The following is a 16,615-nucleotide window of genomic DNA, read 5'->3' as shown; positions in this document are numbered from 1 at the left end:
CCCCTGCCCCGGATGACAGGCCACCCGAACGGCGGTGGCGGCGAGGCACGCGGCCTGCTTGTGCTGTCGTCGAACGGTGATGAAGCTGTGGCGTTGCTCGCTCGTCCCACCCAGGCCGGAGATCGAGGTGCGTCCCGCGTCCCGCACCATCCTCTGTTTCCTGGCCGCGCTCGGCCTGTGGCTTCAGCCCGGCCCCGCCGCCGCGCAGACCGAGGCCGCGCGGGTCGCCGCCGAGGGCATCGCCATCGGTTCGCCCGGCGGCGCCGGCGGCGATCCGCAGACCTCGGTGGCCCAGCCCGTCTTCGGGGTAGGACGCGCGGCGGAGGTGACGACCTCGTTCCAGCCGCTCCTGGGTCCGGCGGGCGACCCCGGCGGCTATCGCGCCTTCCTCGAGCGGCACGGGATCACCTTCGGGCTGATCGCGGTGGCCGAGACCTACCGCAACATGCGTGGCGGCCTGCGGCGGGGCTCCACCGGCCTGACGCTCCTCGACCTCGACGTCGATGTCGATCTCGACACCTTCGCCGGCTGGAAGGGAGCCACGGCCCACGCCACGCTCTACCAGATCCAGGGGAGCGGGACCTCGCGCAGCCGGGTCGGCAACCTCATGACCGTCAGCGAGATCGAGGCCCTGCCCGCCTCGCGCCTGTCGGAGATCTGGCTGGAGCAGAGCCTGTTCGACGACACGCTGTTCCTCCGGGTCGGCCAGCTCTCCGCCGACACCGAGTACATGGTCAGCCAGACCAGCATCCTGTTCGGCAACGGCACGTTCGGCTGGCCCGAGATCATCGCGGCGAACATGGTGGATGGCGGCCCGGCCTATCCCCTCTCGGCACCGACCGTGCGCCTGAAATACGTGCCGACGCCGGAACTGTCCTTCCAAACGAGCCTGATCGACGGCACGCCGGGCGGCGGCGATCCGCGTTCGGGGATCGACCCGCAGCGCCGCAACCCGAACGGCCTCCGCTTCCCCGTCTCCGATCCGCCGCTCGTCATCGGGGAGGTCTCCTACGCCTACAACACCCGCCCCGGCGCCCAGGGTCGGCCGGGCACCGTGACGCTCGGAGGCTGGCACCGGTTCGGCCGCGTCGATGCCCTCACCCCCGATCCGGCGAGCGGCCTCTCTCGATGGGTCTCGGGGGATTCCGGTCTCTATGGGCTGATCGACCAGACGATCTATCAGGAGCCGGACGATCCCAACGACGGCGCCAGCGTCTTCCTGCGCGCCTCCGCCTCCCCCGGCGACCGCAACCTCGTGGACTTCTATCTCGACGCCGGCATCGCCTATCGCGGCCTGTTCCCCGGCCGGTCCGACGACACGCTGGGCCTCGCCGTCGGCGTCACGCGGATCTCCCGCGCCGCGCGGCGCCTCGACACGATCGCCGCGGTGCTGGGTGACGCGCCCACCCCCCGCCGCAGCGCCGAGACGCTGGTGGAGGCGACCTATCAGGCCGTGCTCGCCCCCGGCATCGCCCTGCAGCCGATCGTCCAATACGTCGTCCATCCGGGCGGCGGGATCGCCAACCCACGCGATGGGGACGGCAAGCGGGTGCGCAACGCGACGGTGTTCGGCCTGCGCTTCATCACCCGCTACTGAGCGGGCGGTTCAATCCCGCGGGGGGCGGATGCCGAGGCCGCGAATCACGCCGAAGGCCACGAGCGCGGAAAGGCCGGCGAAGGCCATCGCCACGAAGGAGCCTCCCTCGGCCTCTGTGAGCGGTAGGCTCTTGGTGTTCATGCCGAACAGACCCGTCACGAGGGTCGGGGGCAGGAACAGGGCGGTCATCACCGACAGGGTATAGAGCTGCCGGTTGGAGGCCTGCGCGAGGTAGGAGGACAGCTCCTCCTGCATCAGACGGCTGCGGTCGGCCAGCATCACCATGTCCCGGTCGAGGGCATCGAGGCGCTGCGCGATCCGCGCGGCCGCAGCGGTCGCGGCGGGCGGAACGTCCTCGTCGGCGGTTTCGAGGCGGTGGAAGACGGCCCGCAGGCCGAGCAATTGCCGGTGAAGCCGCACGGCATCCCGCCGGATCGGCCCGAGCCTCCGGCGCTCGCCGCGCACGCGCTCGTCGAGGATGTGATCCTCGATCTCGTCGAGTTCGTCCGCGAGGCGACTGCCCGTCCCGACCATGGCGGTGATGACGTGATCGACGATCCCCTCCAGCAGGTGGACCGGCGCGAGCATGCAATGCCCCTGGGTCGCCGCGTCCCGGGCGAGGTCCGGCCCGAGCACGGGATGGCGGCGGCCGCTGGCGAGGAGCCGCGGCCCCATCACGAAGTGCAGCCGCCCGCCCGCATCGACGGTGCGGCCTTCGCCGGCCTGGCGGACGAGATCGGCGACCACGCCGCCGATGTGACCGGCCTCGACGACGATGCGTTGGTGCGGATCGCTCGCGAAGGACGCAGCCGCGAGATGCGGCGGGCCGAGGCGCCCCACCGCGACCAGGGCCGGCAGGCGCGCGTCGTTCAGATTGAAGTGCAGCCAGGTGAAGCCTTCGCCGAAGCCTCCCGGATGGAGCGGCGGCGCGTCGCTGTCCACCGGGTGACCCCGGCCGGTCTCATCGAACCGCATCGCCCAGAGCAGCCCCGGCAGGGGCGGCTCGTCGCAGAGGCGGCGGGGATTCGTGCCGGCCAGGGCCTCCATGATCGTCAGAAGACGTGGCGGAGGATGAAGAACAGCGTGCCGGCGATCAGGATGGCGGCCGGCAGCGTCGTCACCCAGGCGAGCGCCATGTTGCGCACGGTGGCGATCTGCAACCCGGAGCCGTTGGCGGCCATCGTCCCCGCGACGCCCGAGGACAGGATGTGCGTGGTGGAGACCGGCAGGCCGTAGAGCTCGGCGAGCCCGATCGTGCCCGCCGCGACGATCTCGGCGGACGCGCCCTGCGCGTAGGTGAGATGGGTCTTGCCGATCCGCTCGCCGACGGTGACGACGATGCGCTTCCAGCCGACCATGGTGCCGAGGCCGAGAGCCAGGGCGACACAGACCTTCACCCAATCGGGGATGTAGCGCGTGCCGGCGTTGAGCAGGTCGGTGTAGCCCTTGAGGGTCTTGGTCTCGGCCTCCGAGAAGCTGGCGCCGGTCTTCGGCAGCAGGCGGATCGCGTCCGAGGCGAGGTACATGTCGTTGCGGACGTTGGAGGTCGCGGCCGCCGGGACCTGCCGGATCGAGCCGTAGCCCTGCACGGCCTTGGCGATGTCGGTGGAGAGGGCGGCCAGCGCGGCGTAGACCGGCGGCTTATCGAGTTCCTTCGCCTTCAGCGCGTCGCTGACGACCTTACGGGCCTGCGCCGCATCGGGCTGCGCCGCGCCGTTCGCCCGCGGCGCGAAGACGCCGCTCGCGGCCTGCGAGGATTGCACGAAGGCCGGCGTGGCGTCGGCGGTCATGGTGCGGTTCAGGGCGTAGGCGGTGGGGGCGGCGCCGATCAGGATCAGCATGATGAGCCCCATGCCCTTCTGCCCATCGTTGCCGCCGTGGAAGAAGGAGACCAGCGTGCAGGTCAGGATCAGCAGGCTACGGATCCACAGGGGCGGCGGGGCATCGCCCTTGGGGGCCTCGTAGAGGTCCTTGCGCCGCACCGTGAACTTCAGGGCCAGCAGCAGCAGCGCGGCCAGCACGAAGCCGCAGATCGGGCTGAAGGCGAGCGCCTTGAACACGCCGAACGCTTGGTTCCAATCGACGCCGGAGGTGCCGTCCTGCCCGCCCATGAGCTGGTTGGCGAGGCCGACGCCGAGCACCGAGCCGATCAGCGCGTGGGACGACGAGTTCGGCAGGCCGAGCGCCCAGGTGCCGAGGTTCCAGATGATCGCCGCGAGCAGCAGCGCGAAGATCATCGCGTAGCCCGCCCCCGAGCCGACCTGGAGGATCAGCTCCACCGGCAGCAGCGTGACGATGGCGTAAGCCACCGCACCGGAGGAGAGCATCACGCCGAGGAAGTTGAACGTCCCCGACCAGATCACCGCGACGAGGGGCGGCATGGAGTGGGTGTAGATGACCGTGGCCACCGCGTTGGCGGTGTCGTGGAAGCCGTTTACGAACTCGAAGCCGAGGGCGATCAGCAGGGCGAGGCCCAGCAGGGCGAAGGCGCCGTAGGCGAGCGGCGCCTCACCGACCGCGTTCATGTCGGTGATCAAGCTGACGACCGCGTAGACGAGGCCCGCCACGAGGACGAGCAGGAAGGCGATCACGCCCCCCGGATGCATGCCATGGTCGAGGCGAGGCTTGCCCGCAGGCGAATGTCCAACCGCTCCGGTCGGAGCAAGGGCGGCGTCGGCCATGGCAACCTCAAAAAATCACGGTTTTCGAGGGATTAAAGTCGGCTCGTGACGCTTGGGTGACGTGCTGTGGATGACGGGTCGATCGCTCACCACTGAGCCGTCCGAACCTGCGTGAGGGGAGCTTGATTTTTATCAATGCGCCTAATCCTAAGATCTGGCACTCATACTTCCCATGCATATGCCAGTTTTAGAAGATGATAGTCGGCGGCAAGGATTGTCTTCTAGATATGGCGCAGCAAGAGCATGCGAAGTTCGGGAAGAATTGCAGGGGTGGACGAAGCGCCCCGCCCACGCCCGCTCGACGGCAATCCTCTCGGGCCTCATGGACCGCGAGATCCTGCCGACGCTGCGCGGTCTCCATCGTGAACAACTCCAAGTCGCCGATCAGGATTCGCGCAAGCTGGCGAGGCTCCTGCTCGACGATCCCGCTCGGTTCCGGGCGGAGGTCACGCGGTGGGCGCTTCGTGGGACCCCTTGGCCCGTCCTCGCCGCGGAGATGCTGGCTCCGGTGGCGCGCGATCTCGGCGTGATGTGGGAGGAGGATCTCTGTGACTTCCTCGACGTGACGGAGGCGATGGGACGGCTCCAATCCGTCCTGCGGGATGCGATCGGCCCCCAGGTCGGGCGCGGCCGAGCACGGCCCGGCCGCAGCATCCTTCTCGCCGGGGCGCCGGGGGAAACCCACACCTACGGCCTCTGCCACGTCGCCGGGCTGCTCCGCGATGCGGGCTGGACGACGACGATCGCGGGAACCGGTGCCGATCCCCTGGCGGACCTCACAATGGCCCTCGCGACGGGCTGGTACGACGTCCTCGGGCTCTCCCTGGCCTGCGACGCCCATTCGCCCGCCCTGCGGCGGGCGATGCCGGTGATCCGCCGGGCCTCGCGCAATCCCGCGCTGCGCGTCGTCGTCGGAGGCGCCCTCGTCGCCCGGGGCGGCGCGGAGCCCGGCCTGTGGGGCGCCGATGCCTGCCTCACCGACCCTGCCCTGCTGTCGCCGGTGCAACCGGCCGCGTGAATGGCCCCGGCCGGCCTGCAACCATTCCGGTCATGCCCGGTTGGCCCGGACCTTCCCGCCCCCGAGACCGTCGCCTTGGCCCGCTACTTCTTCGAGATCGAGAACGGCGGCCTGCACCGGGACGATACCGGCGCGGAATGCCGTGACCTCGACGAGGTCCGGGCCATCGCCGTGCGGACGCTCACGGGCATCGCGGCGGAAGAGGCCATCCTCCACGACCAGCACACGATCGCGGTCGCCGTCCGCGATGCGGCCGGGACCTCCGTGCTCGATGTGATCCTGACCTTGACGGCCGCGTGGTCGCGCCGGGCCGAGGCATAGCCGTGGCGGGATCCCACCACCCCCAGACCCTGACGCCCCTCCTCCGCAAACTCGAGAGCGTCATCCGCCTCAACGACGAGGAGCGGCGGGCCGTGCTCGCCCTGCCGCACACGATCCGGCAGGTCGGCCCCCATGAGGACGTCGCCACGGTCGGGGAACGGCCCGCCCATTGCTGCCTCGTGCTGGAGGGCTGGGCCCATCGCTACGGCTACACCGTGGCGGGCGACCGCCAGATCCTGTCCTTCTATATCGCCGGGGATATCCCCGACCTGCAGCATCTCTACCTGCCGGTGATGGACCATTCCCTGGCGAGCCTCACCGCCTGCACCCTGGCCTTCATTCCCCACGAGGCGATGCGCGCCCTCGTCGTCGGCCGTCCGGGGGTCATGGCGGCGCTCTGGCGCGACACGCTGGTCGATGCCTCGGTCTACCGCGAGCGGATCATGACCCTCGGCCGCCGTCAGTCCCTGGGCCGGACGGCGCACCTGTTCTGCGAGATGTACATGCGCCAGCGCGCCGTAGGCCTCGCGGACAATCTGTGCTGTCCGCTGCCGCCGACGCAGGCGGAGCTCGCCGATGCCGTCGGCGTGACGGCGGTGCATTTCAACCGGTCGCTCCGGACGTTGCGGGCGCAGTGCCGCATCGTCCTCCAGGGCGGCCACCTGACCATCGGCGACTGGCCCGGCCTCGTGACCACGGCCGAGTTCGATCCCGTCTACCTGCATTTCGACGAGGATCGGCGCCGCTCCGGCGAACGGGCTTCGGCTTAGCGGCGAAGCATCAGGGAGAGCCGACGCGCGCCCTCCCCCAGGGCGGTCACCAGCAGCACGGCCGTCGTCAGGCGCAATGCCCCGGCCAGGGTGGCGGCCTCGGAGCCGAGGGTGAGGATCAGCGCCGTCGCGCCGCCGGCCGGGTTGACCGCACCGAGGAGGGCCTGCAGCAGCAGGGTCCCCGCCACGGCGATCATCGTCGCGGCCACCCGCCCGACCGTCAGGGGGTGGGTCCCGCTGAAGCTCGGGTCATGCGCGGCCCCGAGCGCGTAGAGCGCCGCGAAACCGCAGGCGACGCCGCAGAGCTGGCCGACGACCGTGTTCCAGGCTCGCGCGCTCGGTAGGTCCGGCAGGTGGACCTGCAGGAGGATCGCGGCCCCGAGGCTCGGCACCAGCAGGGGCTCACCCACGGCGAGGGAGACGGCGCCGACGAGCCCGAGCACCAGCGCCGCCAGGAGCGCCTGGAGGAGGTCCGTCGTCATGGCTGCTTCCCGTCAGGCCGCCGTCGCGTGCGGCGTCGCCCTGGGTCGGATGTCCTGCCCGGTCAGGGCGGGCGCGGGGTCGTCGAGGCGCCGGGCGAGGCGGATCCCGAGGAGCGCGGCGTCCCGAAGGCCACGCAGCATCGGTACCGGCGCGGACGGGCTCAGGCCGCGGACATGCGGCCAGAGCTTGCTGTACCCGACCCCGCCCCCGTCCCGCACGGCCAGGGCCACGTCCCCGGTCCCGTCGCCGTGGATCCGCACGGCGACGCTGCGGATGGCCCGGAGGGGGATGTCGACCGTGCCTTGGAGGGCGATGCCGTGGCGGATCACGACGCGCAGGCTCGTGACGGTGTAGGTCGTGCTGCGGGCGAGCGCCCAGGCGAGGTAGGCGAGGATCCCCATGAGGGCCGCGCCCTGACCTAGCAGCACGGCCGTGTCGAACACCTCCTCGGGGCGCAGGCCCCGGAGAGCGACGATCAGCGCGAGTTTCCACCCGAGCAGGAGGGCGAAGTAGGCGGCGAGCCAGCGCCCCTTCAGGAGGTGGCGGCGCAGGGCCGACGCCTCCGGGCGGCCCTGCCACAGGATCTGCTCGCCGGGCTCCAGGCGGACGCCCACGGGGCGCGGGGGAGCGCTGGGGGAAGTGGCGCGGTGTGCCGTGCGCATCGTCATGCCCTGGTTTTCCGGCCGAGCCCGTCGCGGGCGTCCGCCCCGCCGCCGAACGCGCCCCGGCGCACGCCCTCGGCGAACATCTTGCCCCCGGCGAAGTAGGCGCTGATCCGATCCTCCTCCCGGGCGGTGATCCGGTCGGGATCCTTCAGTTCGGGAATCGCCGCGAACTGCTCGGCGAAGATCGAGCGCGTCTTCACCCGGCGGAACTTCGGGCTGACGTTGGCGAAGAAGACCGGCATCAGCCGGCGGCGCCCGTCGTTCAGCTCGACCTCGAGGTAGCGCAGCAGCTTGGCGCCGCGGTCCACCCACAGGTCGCGGACATGGCCGGCGACCTTGTCGTCCCGCCCGACCACCGGCATCCCGACCGGATCGGAATCGCCCCCTTGGACGTGCCATGCGTCGCCGACTTCGCGCAGGGGCACGAGTTGCAGCTTCTCGCCCTCCATCAGAAGGGGCTCCTCGTCGCGCAGCACCCAAGAGGCCGGGCCGATGGGGTCGCGCATCGGGTTGGCGCCGGTCGGCACGAAGGCCGAGCCGGGGAACGGATGGAGATGGCGGGCCGGCACCTCCGGGGGGGAGATGAAGTTCGGGAGGGTGACCGTCCCGCCCTTCTGGAGGGTGAAAGTCTTGGGCGCGGGCGGCGGCGGGAAGCCGACGAGGGGATGGGCGCGGGGAGGCTGCGTCGGGTCCTCCATCGGATAGCCCTCGCGCTTGTCCTCGGCGCGGAGGTACCAGCACAGGGCGCCGAAGAAGAGCGCGAAGGCCCAGAACAGCACGACGACGCCGTCGATGTGCTGCGTCACCGCCCCGAGGTGGAACCCCCAGGCCCCGACCGCGTCGCTGGCGGTCGTGCTGCCGACGAGGCCGGTGGCCGGGTCGATCCCGTGGCCGGCGGATCCGGCGATCTGGCTGACGCCCTCGTTCACGGCTGGCCTCCCTGGTCGGCGGCGGAGGCGGCGTGTTCGCGGCCGGGCCCCTTCAGGCCGGGGAAGACCGTGAGCAGTTCCTGCGCGTGGTCGGCGGGCTTCGGAAGCCCGTAATGGCAGGTGCCGCACAGGACGAAGCCGTTGCCCTCCTGCGGACCGCGCATCCGGTCGGGCAGCACGATCGTGTGGGGGTCGTCCGCCGTCTCACGGGTCTGCGGCATGCGCACCGCCAGGGGCAGCAGCACGTTGCGGTTGATGTCCCGGACCATCTGGATGCCGGAATAGCCGGTCCAGCGGGCAGGCAGGCTCTGGCCCCAATCGTAGAAGGCGCGGGAGTTGTGGCAGTAGGTGCAGTTGACGCCCATGCCGGCCGACATCTGCATCATCACCTCGTAGAGGCGCTTCACCACGACCTGGTCGGCCACCTGCCCGTTGGGCAGCGCCGTGTAGGATTGGGCGAGGCCCGGCGTGTCCTGCAGCAGGTAGAGCTCGTAGCCGGCATTCGGGAAGAACTGGCGCACGCTGTCGCCGGACTCGTTCCAGTTCTCCGGCTTGTCCATGTGGGCGCCCTGCGGGTGGGGCGGGCGCGAGAACCAGATCTCCGCCGGCACCGGCTGGCCCCGGTGGCAGGACCAGCAGGTCACGCCGGCCGCGCCGACATGCTCCGTCCAGTCTGCGTTGAGATGGCGGACCATCTTGATCATGTCGCGGGCGGCGGCCTTGGTCGGCTTCGCGTCCGAGGCGAAATCGGCCCCCGCGTGGCAGAAGTCGCAGCCCTGCTGCGGGGCGACCCAATTGGTGATCGCCTGCTGCAATTGCATGAACTGCCCGGCATTCAGGTCGGTCAGCACGGTGACGTTCTTGTACGCCTCCGTCGCCGGACGGGTGTCCTCGATCAGCGGCGGATTGGCCGGGGGCGGGCCGTTCCGCGTCTGGAACAGAGGGCTTCCCGTCGGGGCGTATTGCACGAGGGACGGCCCGTTCGGGCCGGTCTGGGTGCCCTTCGTCGGCAGGTTCCAGGTCGGCACGAACAGGGTGAACAGGCCGGCGCAGACGAGGCCGACCGCCAGGATGGGAGGGCCGATCCTCATCGTCCGAGCACCTTGTCCTGCATGGTCTTGAGCGCCTTTGCCGGCGGCGCGGCGGGCAGGTCCGGTGCCGGCCGGTATTGCGGCGCGAGCCCGTTCTTGACGCCCCACAGGTACCAGTTGTCGACGAGCGTCCCGGTGGCGAGGATGCCGATGCCACCGGTCAGCGTGACGAGGGTGGCGAACCAGTAGAGCCAGCGGTGGATCGACTCGTAGTTCGAGTTGAATCCCATGGTCCACCGCCAGAACAGGGCCGCGCGCTCGGCGGCCGTGCCCCGGTCGGTGATCTGATGGGTCTCGCGCTCGCCGCCGAGCGGCGTCACCGCCAGGATCGTCCCGGCATGCATGGCGAACAGCATCGTCGATCCGTAGAGGAACGAGATCGAGAGCATGTGGAACGGGTTGTAGAAGATGTTGCCGTAGCGGACCGAGAACGTCGCGGTCCAGTTGAGGTGCGGGATCACCCCGAACGGCACCGCCTCCGACCACGAGCCCATGGCGATGGGGCGGATGAAGCCGAGCACGAGGTAGAGCCAGATCGCGCTGGCGAAGCACCACGGGATGTGCGTGCCCATGCCGAGCGCCCGCGCCCGGCGGTACATCTTCACCCACCACAGCAGGATCGCGGCGGTGAGGAAGAACCCCGCCATCAGCCACCAGCCGCCCTCGCGCAGCGGCGGGAACGGGTCGAGGCCGTACTTGGCCGGGGGCGGATCGAGGGACAGGAACGGCAGCAGCCGGATGAACCGCACCGGGTTCCAATCCACCGAGGCCAGCATGTTCAGGCCGATGATCTCGATGGCGATGAAGCCGCAGAGCAGGGAGGCCACGCCAGTCGGCCCGAGATGGGTCGGCAGCACCTGCATCTCGCCGATGCGCCCCAGCCATTGCGAGTGGAACGGCTTTCCGATGCGGCCGGGCGAGCCGATCTGAAGCGGCGGGCCGGCCTCGTCGGGGCCGCGCAGCTCGATATGCGTCCACAGGGTGTGGAACTGCGGCATCCGGGTGATCTCCGTGTGGATGTCGTCGAGGACGGGGGCGGATCAGATCTTGCCGCCCGTGCTCCAGATCGGCAGGTTCAGGTACCAGTCCCACCAATAGGGCCAGCCCTGGGTCCAGAACGGCCCGGAGATGATGATGCAGACCGCGCTCCACAGCCCCGCATTCAGGGCGAGGAAGTATCCGAGCCGGTGGATGCCGATTTCGCCGATCGAATACGCGATCGTATCGCGGAAGTAGGCGCTCTCGTATTCGTCGTACTTCACCGGCTTGCCCTTGCCGGGATTGGCCGCCGCCAGGATCTCGCCGGCATGGAGGCCGAGGGCGAAGGTCGTGGTGAAGAAGCACGTCACCGCGATCATGTGCGCGGGATTGTAGTGGAAGTGCAGGTGCTGGTAGCCGACGTTCGACACCCAATCGAGGTGGCTCATGATGCCGTAGGGGAAGCCGTAGCCCCAGGCCCCGAGCAGGATCGGCCGCACCACGTTGAGCGAGGCGTAGGCGAGGATGGCGAAGGAGAACGCCACCGGCACGTGGTAGCCCATGCCGAGCTTGCGGCAGATCTCCACCTGCCGCAGCGCCCAGGAGACGAACGCGCCGAGCGCGCAGATCGTGATGATCTGCCAGAGGCCGCCGTGCTTCAGCGGCGCGAAGGCGAGACCGTTGGCGATGGGCGGCGGATCGATGCTGATCTGGAACAGCGCCCAGGTCGGGCCGATGGCGGCGCCGTAGACGATGAGCAACGTGCCGAGCAGGGCGAAGAACGCCGCCGTGACGCCGAAGAAGCCGACGTAGAACGGCCCGACCCAGAAATCGAACAGGCTCCCGCCCACCAGCGTGCCGCCAGCGATCCGGTATTTCCGCTCGAACGAGAGCATCGCCATGCCTGCGGCCCCTGGCACCCCATGTGTCATCGAGAAATGACAGCATGGGTGTCAGTTCGGTATGACATTTATCAAGTCCGCCGGAGGGGCGACGCGATACCGTGCGGTGGGCCGACGGGATCGGCCCCAGCGGGAAGACGGGTCGATGGGACGGATCTGGTCGGTGGCCCTGACGGCCGGATTGCTCTGCGGCGCGGCGGTGCCGGCGTCGGCCGCGCCGGAGGCGGCCCGCTGGGACACCTATTTCTATGCGGCCCCCCGCAGCAGCGCCCGCGTGCTGGATGAGATCGAACGCGAGACGCCCCTCGACGTCCGGTCGTGCCAAGCGGGCTGGTGCCGCGTCGTCTACGGCGAAACGGAAGGCTTCGTGCGGGAGGAGATCGTGCACGGGCCGTCGAACGCCGTCCTGCCGGACGGCCACCGGCCGGAGGGCGCCTGCTTCACTGCGGTGCAGCCGGGCGGAGGGGCGTGGCAGGACGAGCGGTTCTGCCAGACGAAACGATAGCACAGACGCCTGCCTCGGGCAGGCCGGCGGCGAAACTGATCGGCTTACGCTGTAGAGGCGTCATCCTCTGTTTTGCTCATCGCGAGAAATGAACGATTGCAGATCATGTTCCGCAAACGGATTTTTAATCGGCTTGCGAGAAATCCGTAGCGTGAAACTCGGTCTGGCACGGCACCGGCATGACCCCGCCTTTCGAGAAAGGGTGGGTTAAAGGCTCGGTGGGACGATGCTCCCCACTGGTAGCGTCGCGCGGGCCGTCTCTGCCGCCACGCAAGGATGGCACATCATGCGGCTGATCGTCGGCACACTGGTCGTCTTCGCCTGCGTCTTCGGCAGCTACTCGCAGATGGGGGGCCATCTGGCCGTCCTGTGGCAGCCCTACGAGTTCGTCATCATCCTCGGCGCGGCCATCGGCGCCTTCATCATCGGGAACATCGGGCCGGTGCTCAAGGCCGTGCCCGGCATGCTGCTCACCCTCGTGAAAGGCCCCAAGTACAACCAGCAATCCTATCTTGAATTGCTGGGGATGCAGTATTCCCTGTTCAAGTTCGTGAAGTCTAAGGGGGCGATGGCGCTCGAGCCGCACATCGAAAACCCGAGCGAGTCGACGCTGTTCAACGCCTTCCCGACCTTTGCCGCGAACCATCACGCGGTCGAGTTCGTCTGCGATTACATGCGGATGGTGACGCTGGGCGTGAACAACGTCTACGAGATCGAAGTCCTCATGGATGAGGAGCTGGAGACGCACCACGAGGAGCAGGAGCGTCTCGTGTCGGCCATGCAGTCGCTCGCGGACGGCACGCCGGCCCTCGGCATCGTCGCCGCCGTGCTCGGCGTCATCAAGACGATGGGCGCGATCAAGGAGCCGCCGGAGGTGCTGGGACACCTGATCGGCGGCGCCCTCGTCGGCACCTTCTTCGGCGTCTTCGTCGCCTACGGCTTCTTCGGGCCCATGGCGCAGTCGCTCAAGAGCCTCTTCGCCGCCGAAGCCAAGTACTACCTGTCCCTCAAGGCGGGCCTGCTCGCCCATATCGGCGGCCAGCCGCCGGTGATGTCGATCGAATTCGCCCGCAAGTCCCTGATGAGCGAAGTCCGTCCGACCTTCACCGAGGTCGAAGAAGCGACCGCCGCTCTGCCCGCCTAGACCGGCCTCCATCTCCAGCAGGGACGTCCATGGCCACCATTATCGTCAAGAAGGTCAAGAAGGCCGCCCATGGCCATCACGGCGGGGCCTGGAAGATCGCCTATGCGGATTTCGTGACCGCCATGATGGCGTTCTTCCTGCTGATGTGGCTGATCAGCATGACGACGCAGGAGCAGAAGATCGGTTTGGCGGAATACTTCGCGCCGGCGGCGCTGAGCCCCACGAGCAGCGGCGCGGGCGGCATGATGTACGGCACCGCCCTCGATTCGGCCGGCAAGAAGTCGTCCACCCCCCGCGACACGGAGACGGGCTCCGACGAACCGGACGACACGGCGCGCATGACCAAGCCGTCCCGCACCGGCGAACTCGATGCCACCCGCTCGGCCACCGTCGCGCAGGCCAACTTCAGCGCCATGGCCAGCCTCCGGCAGGCGCTCCAGACGATGCCGGACATCAACGAGCTGTCGCACAACATCGTCATCGAGCCGACCAAGGACGGCGTGAACGTGTCCCTCATGGACGAGAACGGCCGCTCCATGTTCAAGGACGGCTCCGTCCAGCCCTACGAGCGCACCCGGCGCGTACTGGAGACGATCGCGCCGACCCTGCGCCGTCTGCCCAACCGCCTGACGATCACCGGCCACACGGCCACCGCGCGTCCGGGCGCGACGCCGGCGGTCGAACCGTGGAACCTCACCGCCGGGCGTGCCCTCGCGGTGCGGGAGATCCTGTCGGGTGCCGGGGTGCCCAACGACAACTTCGCGTCCGTGGTGGGACGCGCCGACACCGAGCCGGTTTTCCCCGACGATCCCTACATCGCGTCGAACCGGCGGGTGACGATCACCCTGCTCAACGCGAGCCCGCCCGCGCCCTCGAACCTCCTGCGCTGACGACGGGGCGGGTCGCACCGCGCGTAGCCTACCGCGCGAAGGCGACCCGCAGGCTGTCGGCCCCGTACGGTTTCTTGACCACCGGGACGTCGCCGAGTTCGGCCGGGACCTTGAAGCTTTCGCCGTAGCCGGTGGCGAAGGCGAAGGGGATGCCGAGGGCGGCGAGCTTGGTCGCCACCGCCACGCTCGTCTCGGAGCCGAGGTTCACGTCGAGCAACGCCCGGTCGGGCGGCGACGTCTCGATCAGGCGCAGCGCCTCGCGGACGGAGGCCGCCATGTCCACCGTCTCCGCCCCCATGGCGGTGAGTACTTCTTCCGCCTCCAGGGCGATGATCATGTTGTCCTCGACCACCAGCACCGTGCCCGACAGGGCGAACGGCACGCGCTCCTCCGCCTTCGTCGTCCGCACGGCCCGGGGCGGGGCGGCGCGAATGAAGGTGGCCGGAATCGCGAAGCGCGCGGTCAGCCCCGTCAGGGCGTAGCGGATCTCGGCCTCGCCGGTGAGTTCGTAGGGGATCGAGCGCTCGATGATCGTCGAGCCGAAGCCCCGGCGGCGGGGGGCCGTGACGGCGGGGCCACCCGATTCGGACCAGTGAATGACCAGGGCGTCGAAGGCGTCCCGCTCCCAGCGCACATTCACCCGGCCCGCGCTGTCGCTCAGGGCGCCGTACTTGGCCGAGTTGGTGACGAGTTCGTGCACCACCAGCGCCATCGTCGTGAAGGCCTGCGGCTCGAGCAGCACGTCGGTTCCGTCGAGGACCACGCGGTCCGCCTTGGCGCCGAGATAGGCGGCGGCCTCCACGGTCAGAAGCTCGGCGAGGGAGCCAGGCCCCCAATTGGCGGAGGTGACCTGATCGTGGGCCCGGGCGAGTGCCTGGATGCGGTCCCCGACCAGGGCGGTGAAGGTCGCCGCGTCTGCCGCGCCGGCCCGGCTCTGCGTGACCACGCCCCGGATGAGATTGAGGATGTTGCGGACCCGGTGGTTCAACTCGGCGATCAGGAGCTCTTGCCGCTCCTGCGCCTCCTTGCGCTCGCGCTCCGCCGAATCGCTCAAGCGCAGGATCACTTCGAGCAGCGTGACTCGCAGCGCCTCCGCCGTGCGGGCCTCGGCCTCCGACCAGGGCAGCGAGCGACCGCGCACGACCTCCTGCCACGCCTCGAAGCTCTTGCGCGGGCTGAGGCGCACGCCGTTCGGGCCGGGATTTGCGGGCTTCTCCGGGTTGCCGGCCCAGGTCACCGTGCGCGCCACCTCCTTGCGGAAGAACACGAGGAAGTCGCGCGGGGTGCGCGAGACCGGCACCGCGAGCATCCCGGCCGCGCGCTCGGTGAAGTCGCGGGCCGGCTCGTGGAAGCGTCCGATCTCATCGACGGCGTAGATCCGGCTCGCGGCCGTGCGGTTGAGGAAGCGGACGAGGCCGGTGAACTCCTCGCGGGTCGGCGTCATCCCCAGCAGGGTGATCGCGCCGTTCACCCACAGGCCGAGCCCATCGCAGGCGACGATGCCGGACAGTTCCTCGGCGAAGTCGGACAGGCCGTCGAGGCCCGTGCCGCCCGAGGCCATGGCGCTCATCAGGCGGTTGTGCGTCTCCCGCGACAGGGCTTCCTGGGCGGCCACGACCTCCCGTTCGCGGCTCTCCAGGATCCAGGAGAACATCTGGCCGAACAGCTCCGCCGCCGTGCGCCGCTCCAGGGAGATGTGGCGCGGCTCGGTGTGATGGCAGGCGAACAGGCCCCACAGGCGCCCTCCCCGCATGATCGAGACGGAGAGCGAGGCGGCCACGCCCATGTTGCGCAGGTATTCGAGGTGGATCGGCGAGACCGTGCGGAGCGTCGAGAGCGACAGGTCGAGGGGTTCGCCCGTGGGGTCGCGCGCCGGCACGACGGGGATGGCCGGGGCATCGACGTCGGCGATGATGCGCAGCCAGTTCCGCTCGTAGAGCGCCCTCGCCTGCTTTGGGATGTCCGAGGCGGGATAATGGAGGCCGAGATAGCGGTCGAGGCCGGAGCGCACCGCCTCCGCGATGACCTCCCCGGATTCGTCGGGTGCGAAGCGGTAGACCATGACGCGGTCGAACCCGGTCAGCGCCCGCATCTGGCGGGCGGCCTCGCGGCACAGGGGCTCGAAGTCGGCCGTATGCTGGAGACGGGCGACCATCGAGCGGACGAGGTTGCCGGCGCTCAGGTGCTCCGTGGCGCAGGGCTCGGCCTCGATGACGATGGAGCCGCCGGACAGGTGAAGGGCGACATCGAAGGGCGGTCGGCCCGGAATCAGGTTCACCCCGAACACCCGGTCGAAGGCGTCCGGCCCGCGCAGGGTCTGAAGGTGGCCGCGCAGGAGGTGGATGGCCTCGCCGTCGAGGATCGCGGCCAGAGGCAGGCCGAGCAAGTCCTCCGCCGCGTGCCCGATCTGGTCCGCCACGTTGGCGCTGGCGCGGGTGACGATCCAGTCGGCCGAGACGGCGAGCAGGAAGCCGAACGGCTGGGTCGCGCCGAGCACGTGGATCGGCTCGCGGTCGCAGGTGGTGAGGTCGATGGTCTGACCGGTTTCGTCCGGGCTCGGCATCATCCGTGTCGCGACGTTTCGGGGCTGGTCACGGGAAACCCTTGAAGCGTCGATTGCGTTCGGCGCGGTCGGAACGGG

The 16,615-nt window shown here is 69.7% G+C and carries 16 protein-coding genes; 7 read left to right on the top strand and 9 right to left on the bottom strand.

The window, feature by feature from the left end:
* Positions 1-79 precede the first annotated feature (79 nt).
* The gene (locus AAHF99_RS15530; RefSeq protein ID WP_412759894.1) at positions 80-1,597 is read left to right on the top strand and encodes a carbohydrate porin; all 1,518 of its coding nucleotides are present in this window, start codon (positions 80-82) and stop codon (positions 1,595-1,597) included.
* A gap of 9 nt (positions 1,598-1,606) precedes the next feature.
* On the opposite strand, the gene AAHF99_RS15525 is transcribed toward AAHF99_RS15530, so the two are convergent.
* Both AAHF99_RS15525 and AAHF99_RS15520 read right to left on the bottom strand, forming a co-directional pair.
* A complete protein-coding gene (locus AAHF99_RS15525; RefSeq protein WP_342165354.1) occupies positions 1,607-2,644 on the bottom strand; it encodes a transporter in 1,038 nt (345 codons plus the stop codon).
* 5 nt (positions 2,645-2,649) lie between these two features.
* Positions 2,650-4,278: an inorganic phosphate transporter gene (locus tag AAHF99_RS15520; RefSeq protein ID WP_342165353.1), complete on the bottom strand. Its 1,629-nt coding sequence runs from the start codon at positions 4,276-4,278 to the stop codon at positions 2,650-2,652.
* A gap of 262 nt (positions 4,279-4,540) precedes the next feature.
* Here AAHF99_RS15520 and AAHF99_RS15515 point away from each other — a divergent pair, with 262 nt between their 5' ends.
* The 3 genes from AAHF99_RS15515 to AAHF99_RS15505 all read left to right on the top strand — a co-directional run bounded on the left by AAHF99_RS15515 (position 4,541) and on the right by AAHF99_RS15505 (position 6,387).
* On the top strand, positions 4,541-5,296 hold the full coding sequence (locus AAHF99_RS15515; protein WP_342165352.1) for a cobalamin B12-binding domain-containing protein: 756 nt from the start codon (positions 4,541-4,543) through the stop codon (positions 5,294-5,296).
* Positions 5,297-5,371: 75 nt separating this feature from the next.
* Positions 5,372-5,617 (top strand): DUF6894 family protein, encoded by a 246-nt coding sequence (locus tag AAHF99_RS15510; RefSeq protein ID WP_342165351.1) that lies wholly within the window; start codon positions 5,372-5,374, stop codon positions 5,615-5,617.
* A 2-nt stretch (positions 5,618-5,619) separates the two neighbouring features.
* A complete protein-coding gene (locus tag AAHF99_RS15505) occupies positions 5,620-6,387 on the top strand; it encodes a Crp/Fnr family transcriptional regulator (protein WP_342165350.1) in 768 nt (255 codons plus the stop codon).
* On the opposite strand, the gene AAHF99_RS15500 is transcribed toward AAHF99_RS15505, so the two are convergent.
* From AAHF99_RS15500 to pufL, 6 genes are read right to left on the bottom strand one after another with little or no spacing between them, the layout of a single operon-like run.
* Complete coding sequence (locus tag AAHF99_RS15500) at positions 6,384-6,869, bottom strand: HPP family protein (RefSeq protein ID WP_342165348.1); 486 nt, start codon at positions 6,867-6,869, stop codon at positions 6,384-6,386. The two genes, AAHF99_RS15505 and AAHF99_RS15500, sit on opposite strands and share 4 nt — an antisense overlap.
* A gap of 12 nt (positions 6,870-6,881) precedes the next feature.
* Complete coding sequence (gene puhB / locus AAHF99_RS15495; protein WP_342165346.1) at positions 6,882-7,538, bottom strand: photosynthetic complex putative assembly protein PuhB; 657 nt, start codon at positions 7,536-7,538, stop codon at positions 6,882-6,884.
* Complete coding sequence (gene puhA / locus AAHF99_RS15490) at positions 7,535-8,464, bottom strand: photosynthetic reaction center subunit H (RefSeq protein ID WP_342165344.1); 930 nt, start codon at positions 8,462-8,464, stop codon at positions 7,535-7,537. Before puhA ends, puhB begins: the two co-directional genes overlap by 4 nt.
* Positions 8,461-9,555: a photosynthetic reaction center cytochrome PufC gene (gene pufC, locus AAHF99_RS15485; protein WP_342165342.1), complete on the bottom strand. Its 1,095-nt coding sequence runs from the start codon at positions 9,553-9,555 to the stop codon at positions 8,461-8,463. The genes puhA and pufC overlap by 4 nt, the downstream gene beginning before the upstream one ends.
* Positions 9,552-10,553, bottom strand: coding sequence for a photosynthetic reaction center subunit M (gene pufM, locus AAHF99_RS15480; protein WP_243953523.1), 1,002 nt, complete (start codon positions 10,551-10,553; stop codon positions 9,552-9,554). The genes pufC and pufM overlap by 4 nt, the downstream gene beginning before the upstream one ends.
* Positions 10,554-10,595: 42 nt before the next feature.
* Entirely contained in the window at positions 10,596-11,435 is an 840-nt protein-coding gene (gene pufL, locus AAHF99_RS15475; protein WP_342165340.1) for a photosynthetic reaction center subunit L, read from the bottom strand.
* A 145-nt stretch (positions 11,436-11,580) separates the two neighbouring features.
* Here pufL and AAHF99_RS15470 point away from each other — a divergent pair, with 145 nt between their 5' ends.
* The 3 genes from AAHF99_RS15470 (at position 11,581) to AAHF99_RS15460 (ending at position 13,974) form a co-directional block, all read left to right on the top strand.
* The gene (locus AAHF99_RS15470) at positions 11,581-11,940 is read left to right on the top strand and encodes an SH3 domain-containing protein (RefSeq protein WP_342165338.1); all 360 of its coding nucleotides are present in this window, start codon (positions 11,581-11,583) and stop codon (positions 11,938-11,940) included.
* A gap of 286 nt (positions 11,941-12,226) precedes the next feature.
* Positions 12,227-13,084 (top strand): flagellar motor stator protein MotA, encoded by an 858-nt coding sequence (gene motA / locus AAHF99_RS15465; RefSeq protein ID WP_342165336.1) that lies wholly within the window; start codon positions 12,227-12,229, stop codon positions 13,082-13,084.
* Positions 13,085-13,113: 29 nt separating this feature from the next.
* Positions 13,114-13,974, top strand: a complete 861-nt coding sequence (locus AAHF99_RS15460; RefSeq protein ID WP_243953520.1) for a flagellar motor protein MotB — start codon at positions 13,114-13,116, stop codon at positions 13,972-13,974.
* A 28-nt stretch (positions 13,975-14,002) separates the two neighbouring features.
* Here AAHF99_RS15460 and AAHF99_RS15455 read toward each other — a convergent pair whose 3' ends face one another.
* Positions 14,003-16,537, bottom strand: coding sequence for an HWE histidine kinase domain-containing protein (locus AAHF99_RS15455; RefSeq protein WP_412759893.1), 2,535 nt, complete (start codon positions 16,535-16,537; stop codon positions 14,003-14,005).
* Positions 16,538-16,615 lie beyond the last annotated feature (78 nt).

This window comes from Methylobacterium litchii, from assembly GCF_038442315.1.
GTDB classification, from domain to species: domain Bacteria; phylum Pseudomonadota; class Alphaproteobacteria; order Rhizobiales; family Beijerinckiaceae; genus Methylobacterium; species Methylobacterium litchii.
The sequence above is the reverse complement of the archived record's forward strand: the minus strand, read 5'-3'. Positions and strand labels throughout refer to the sequence as shown.

What these genes read in the sequence shown, in the direction of transcription:
- AAHF99_RS15530 (WP_412759894.1), top strand. Translation starts at nt 80, where the DNA reads ATGAAGCTGTGGCGTTGCTCGCTCGTCCCACCCAGGCCGGAGATCGAG.
- AAHF99_RS15525 (WP_342165354.1), bottom strand. Translation starts at nt 2,644, where the DNA reads ATGGAGGCCCTGGCCGGCACGAATCCCCGCCGCCTCTGCGACGAGCCG.
- AAHF99_RS15520 (WP_342165353.1), bottom strand. Translation starts at nt 4,278, where the DNA reads ATGGCCGACGCCGCCCTTGCTCCGACCGGAGCGGTTGGACATTCGCCT.
- AAHF99_RS15500 (WP_342165348.1), bottom strand. Translation starts at nt 6,869, where the DNA reads ATGACGACGGACCTCCTCCAGGCGCTCCTGGCGGCGCTGGTGCTCGGG.
- puhB (WP_342165346.1), bottom strand. Translation starts at nt 7,538, where the DNA reads ATGACGATGCGCACGGCACACCGCGCCACTTCCCCCAGCGCTCCCCCG.
- pufC (WP_342165342.1), bottom strand. Translation starts at nt 9,555, where the DNA reads ATGAGGATCGGCCCTCCCATCCTGGCGGTCGGCCTCGTCTGCGCCGGC.
- pufM (WP_243953523.1), bottom strand. Translation starts at nt 10,553, where the DNA reads ATGCCGCAGTTCCACACCCTGTGGACGCATATCGAGCTGCGCGGCCCC.
- pufL (WP_342165340.1), bottom strand. Translation starts at nt 11,435, where the DNA reads ATGGCGATGCTCTCGTTCGAGCGGAAATACCGGATCGCTGGCGGCACG.
- AAHF99_RS15470 (WP_342165338.1), top strand. Translation starts at nt 11,581, where the DNA reads ATGGGACGGATCTGGTCGGTGGCCCTGACGGCCGGATTGCTCTGCGGC.
- motA (WP_342165336.1), top strand. Translation starts at nt 12,227, where the DNA reads ATGCGGCTGATCGTCGGCACACTGGTCGTCTTCGCCTGCGTCTTCGGC.
- AAHF99_RS15460 (WP_243953520.1), top strand. Translation starts at nt 13,114, where the DNA reads ATGGCCACCATTATCGTCAAGAAGGTCAAGAAGGCCGCCCATGGCCAT.
- AAHF99_RS15455 (WP_412759893.1), bottom strand. Translation starts at nt 16,537, where the DNA reads ATGCCGAGCCCGGACGAAACCGGTCAGACCATCGACCTCACCACCTGC.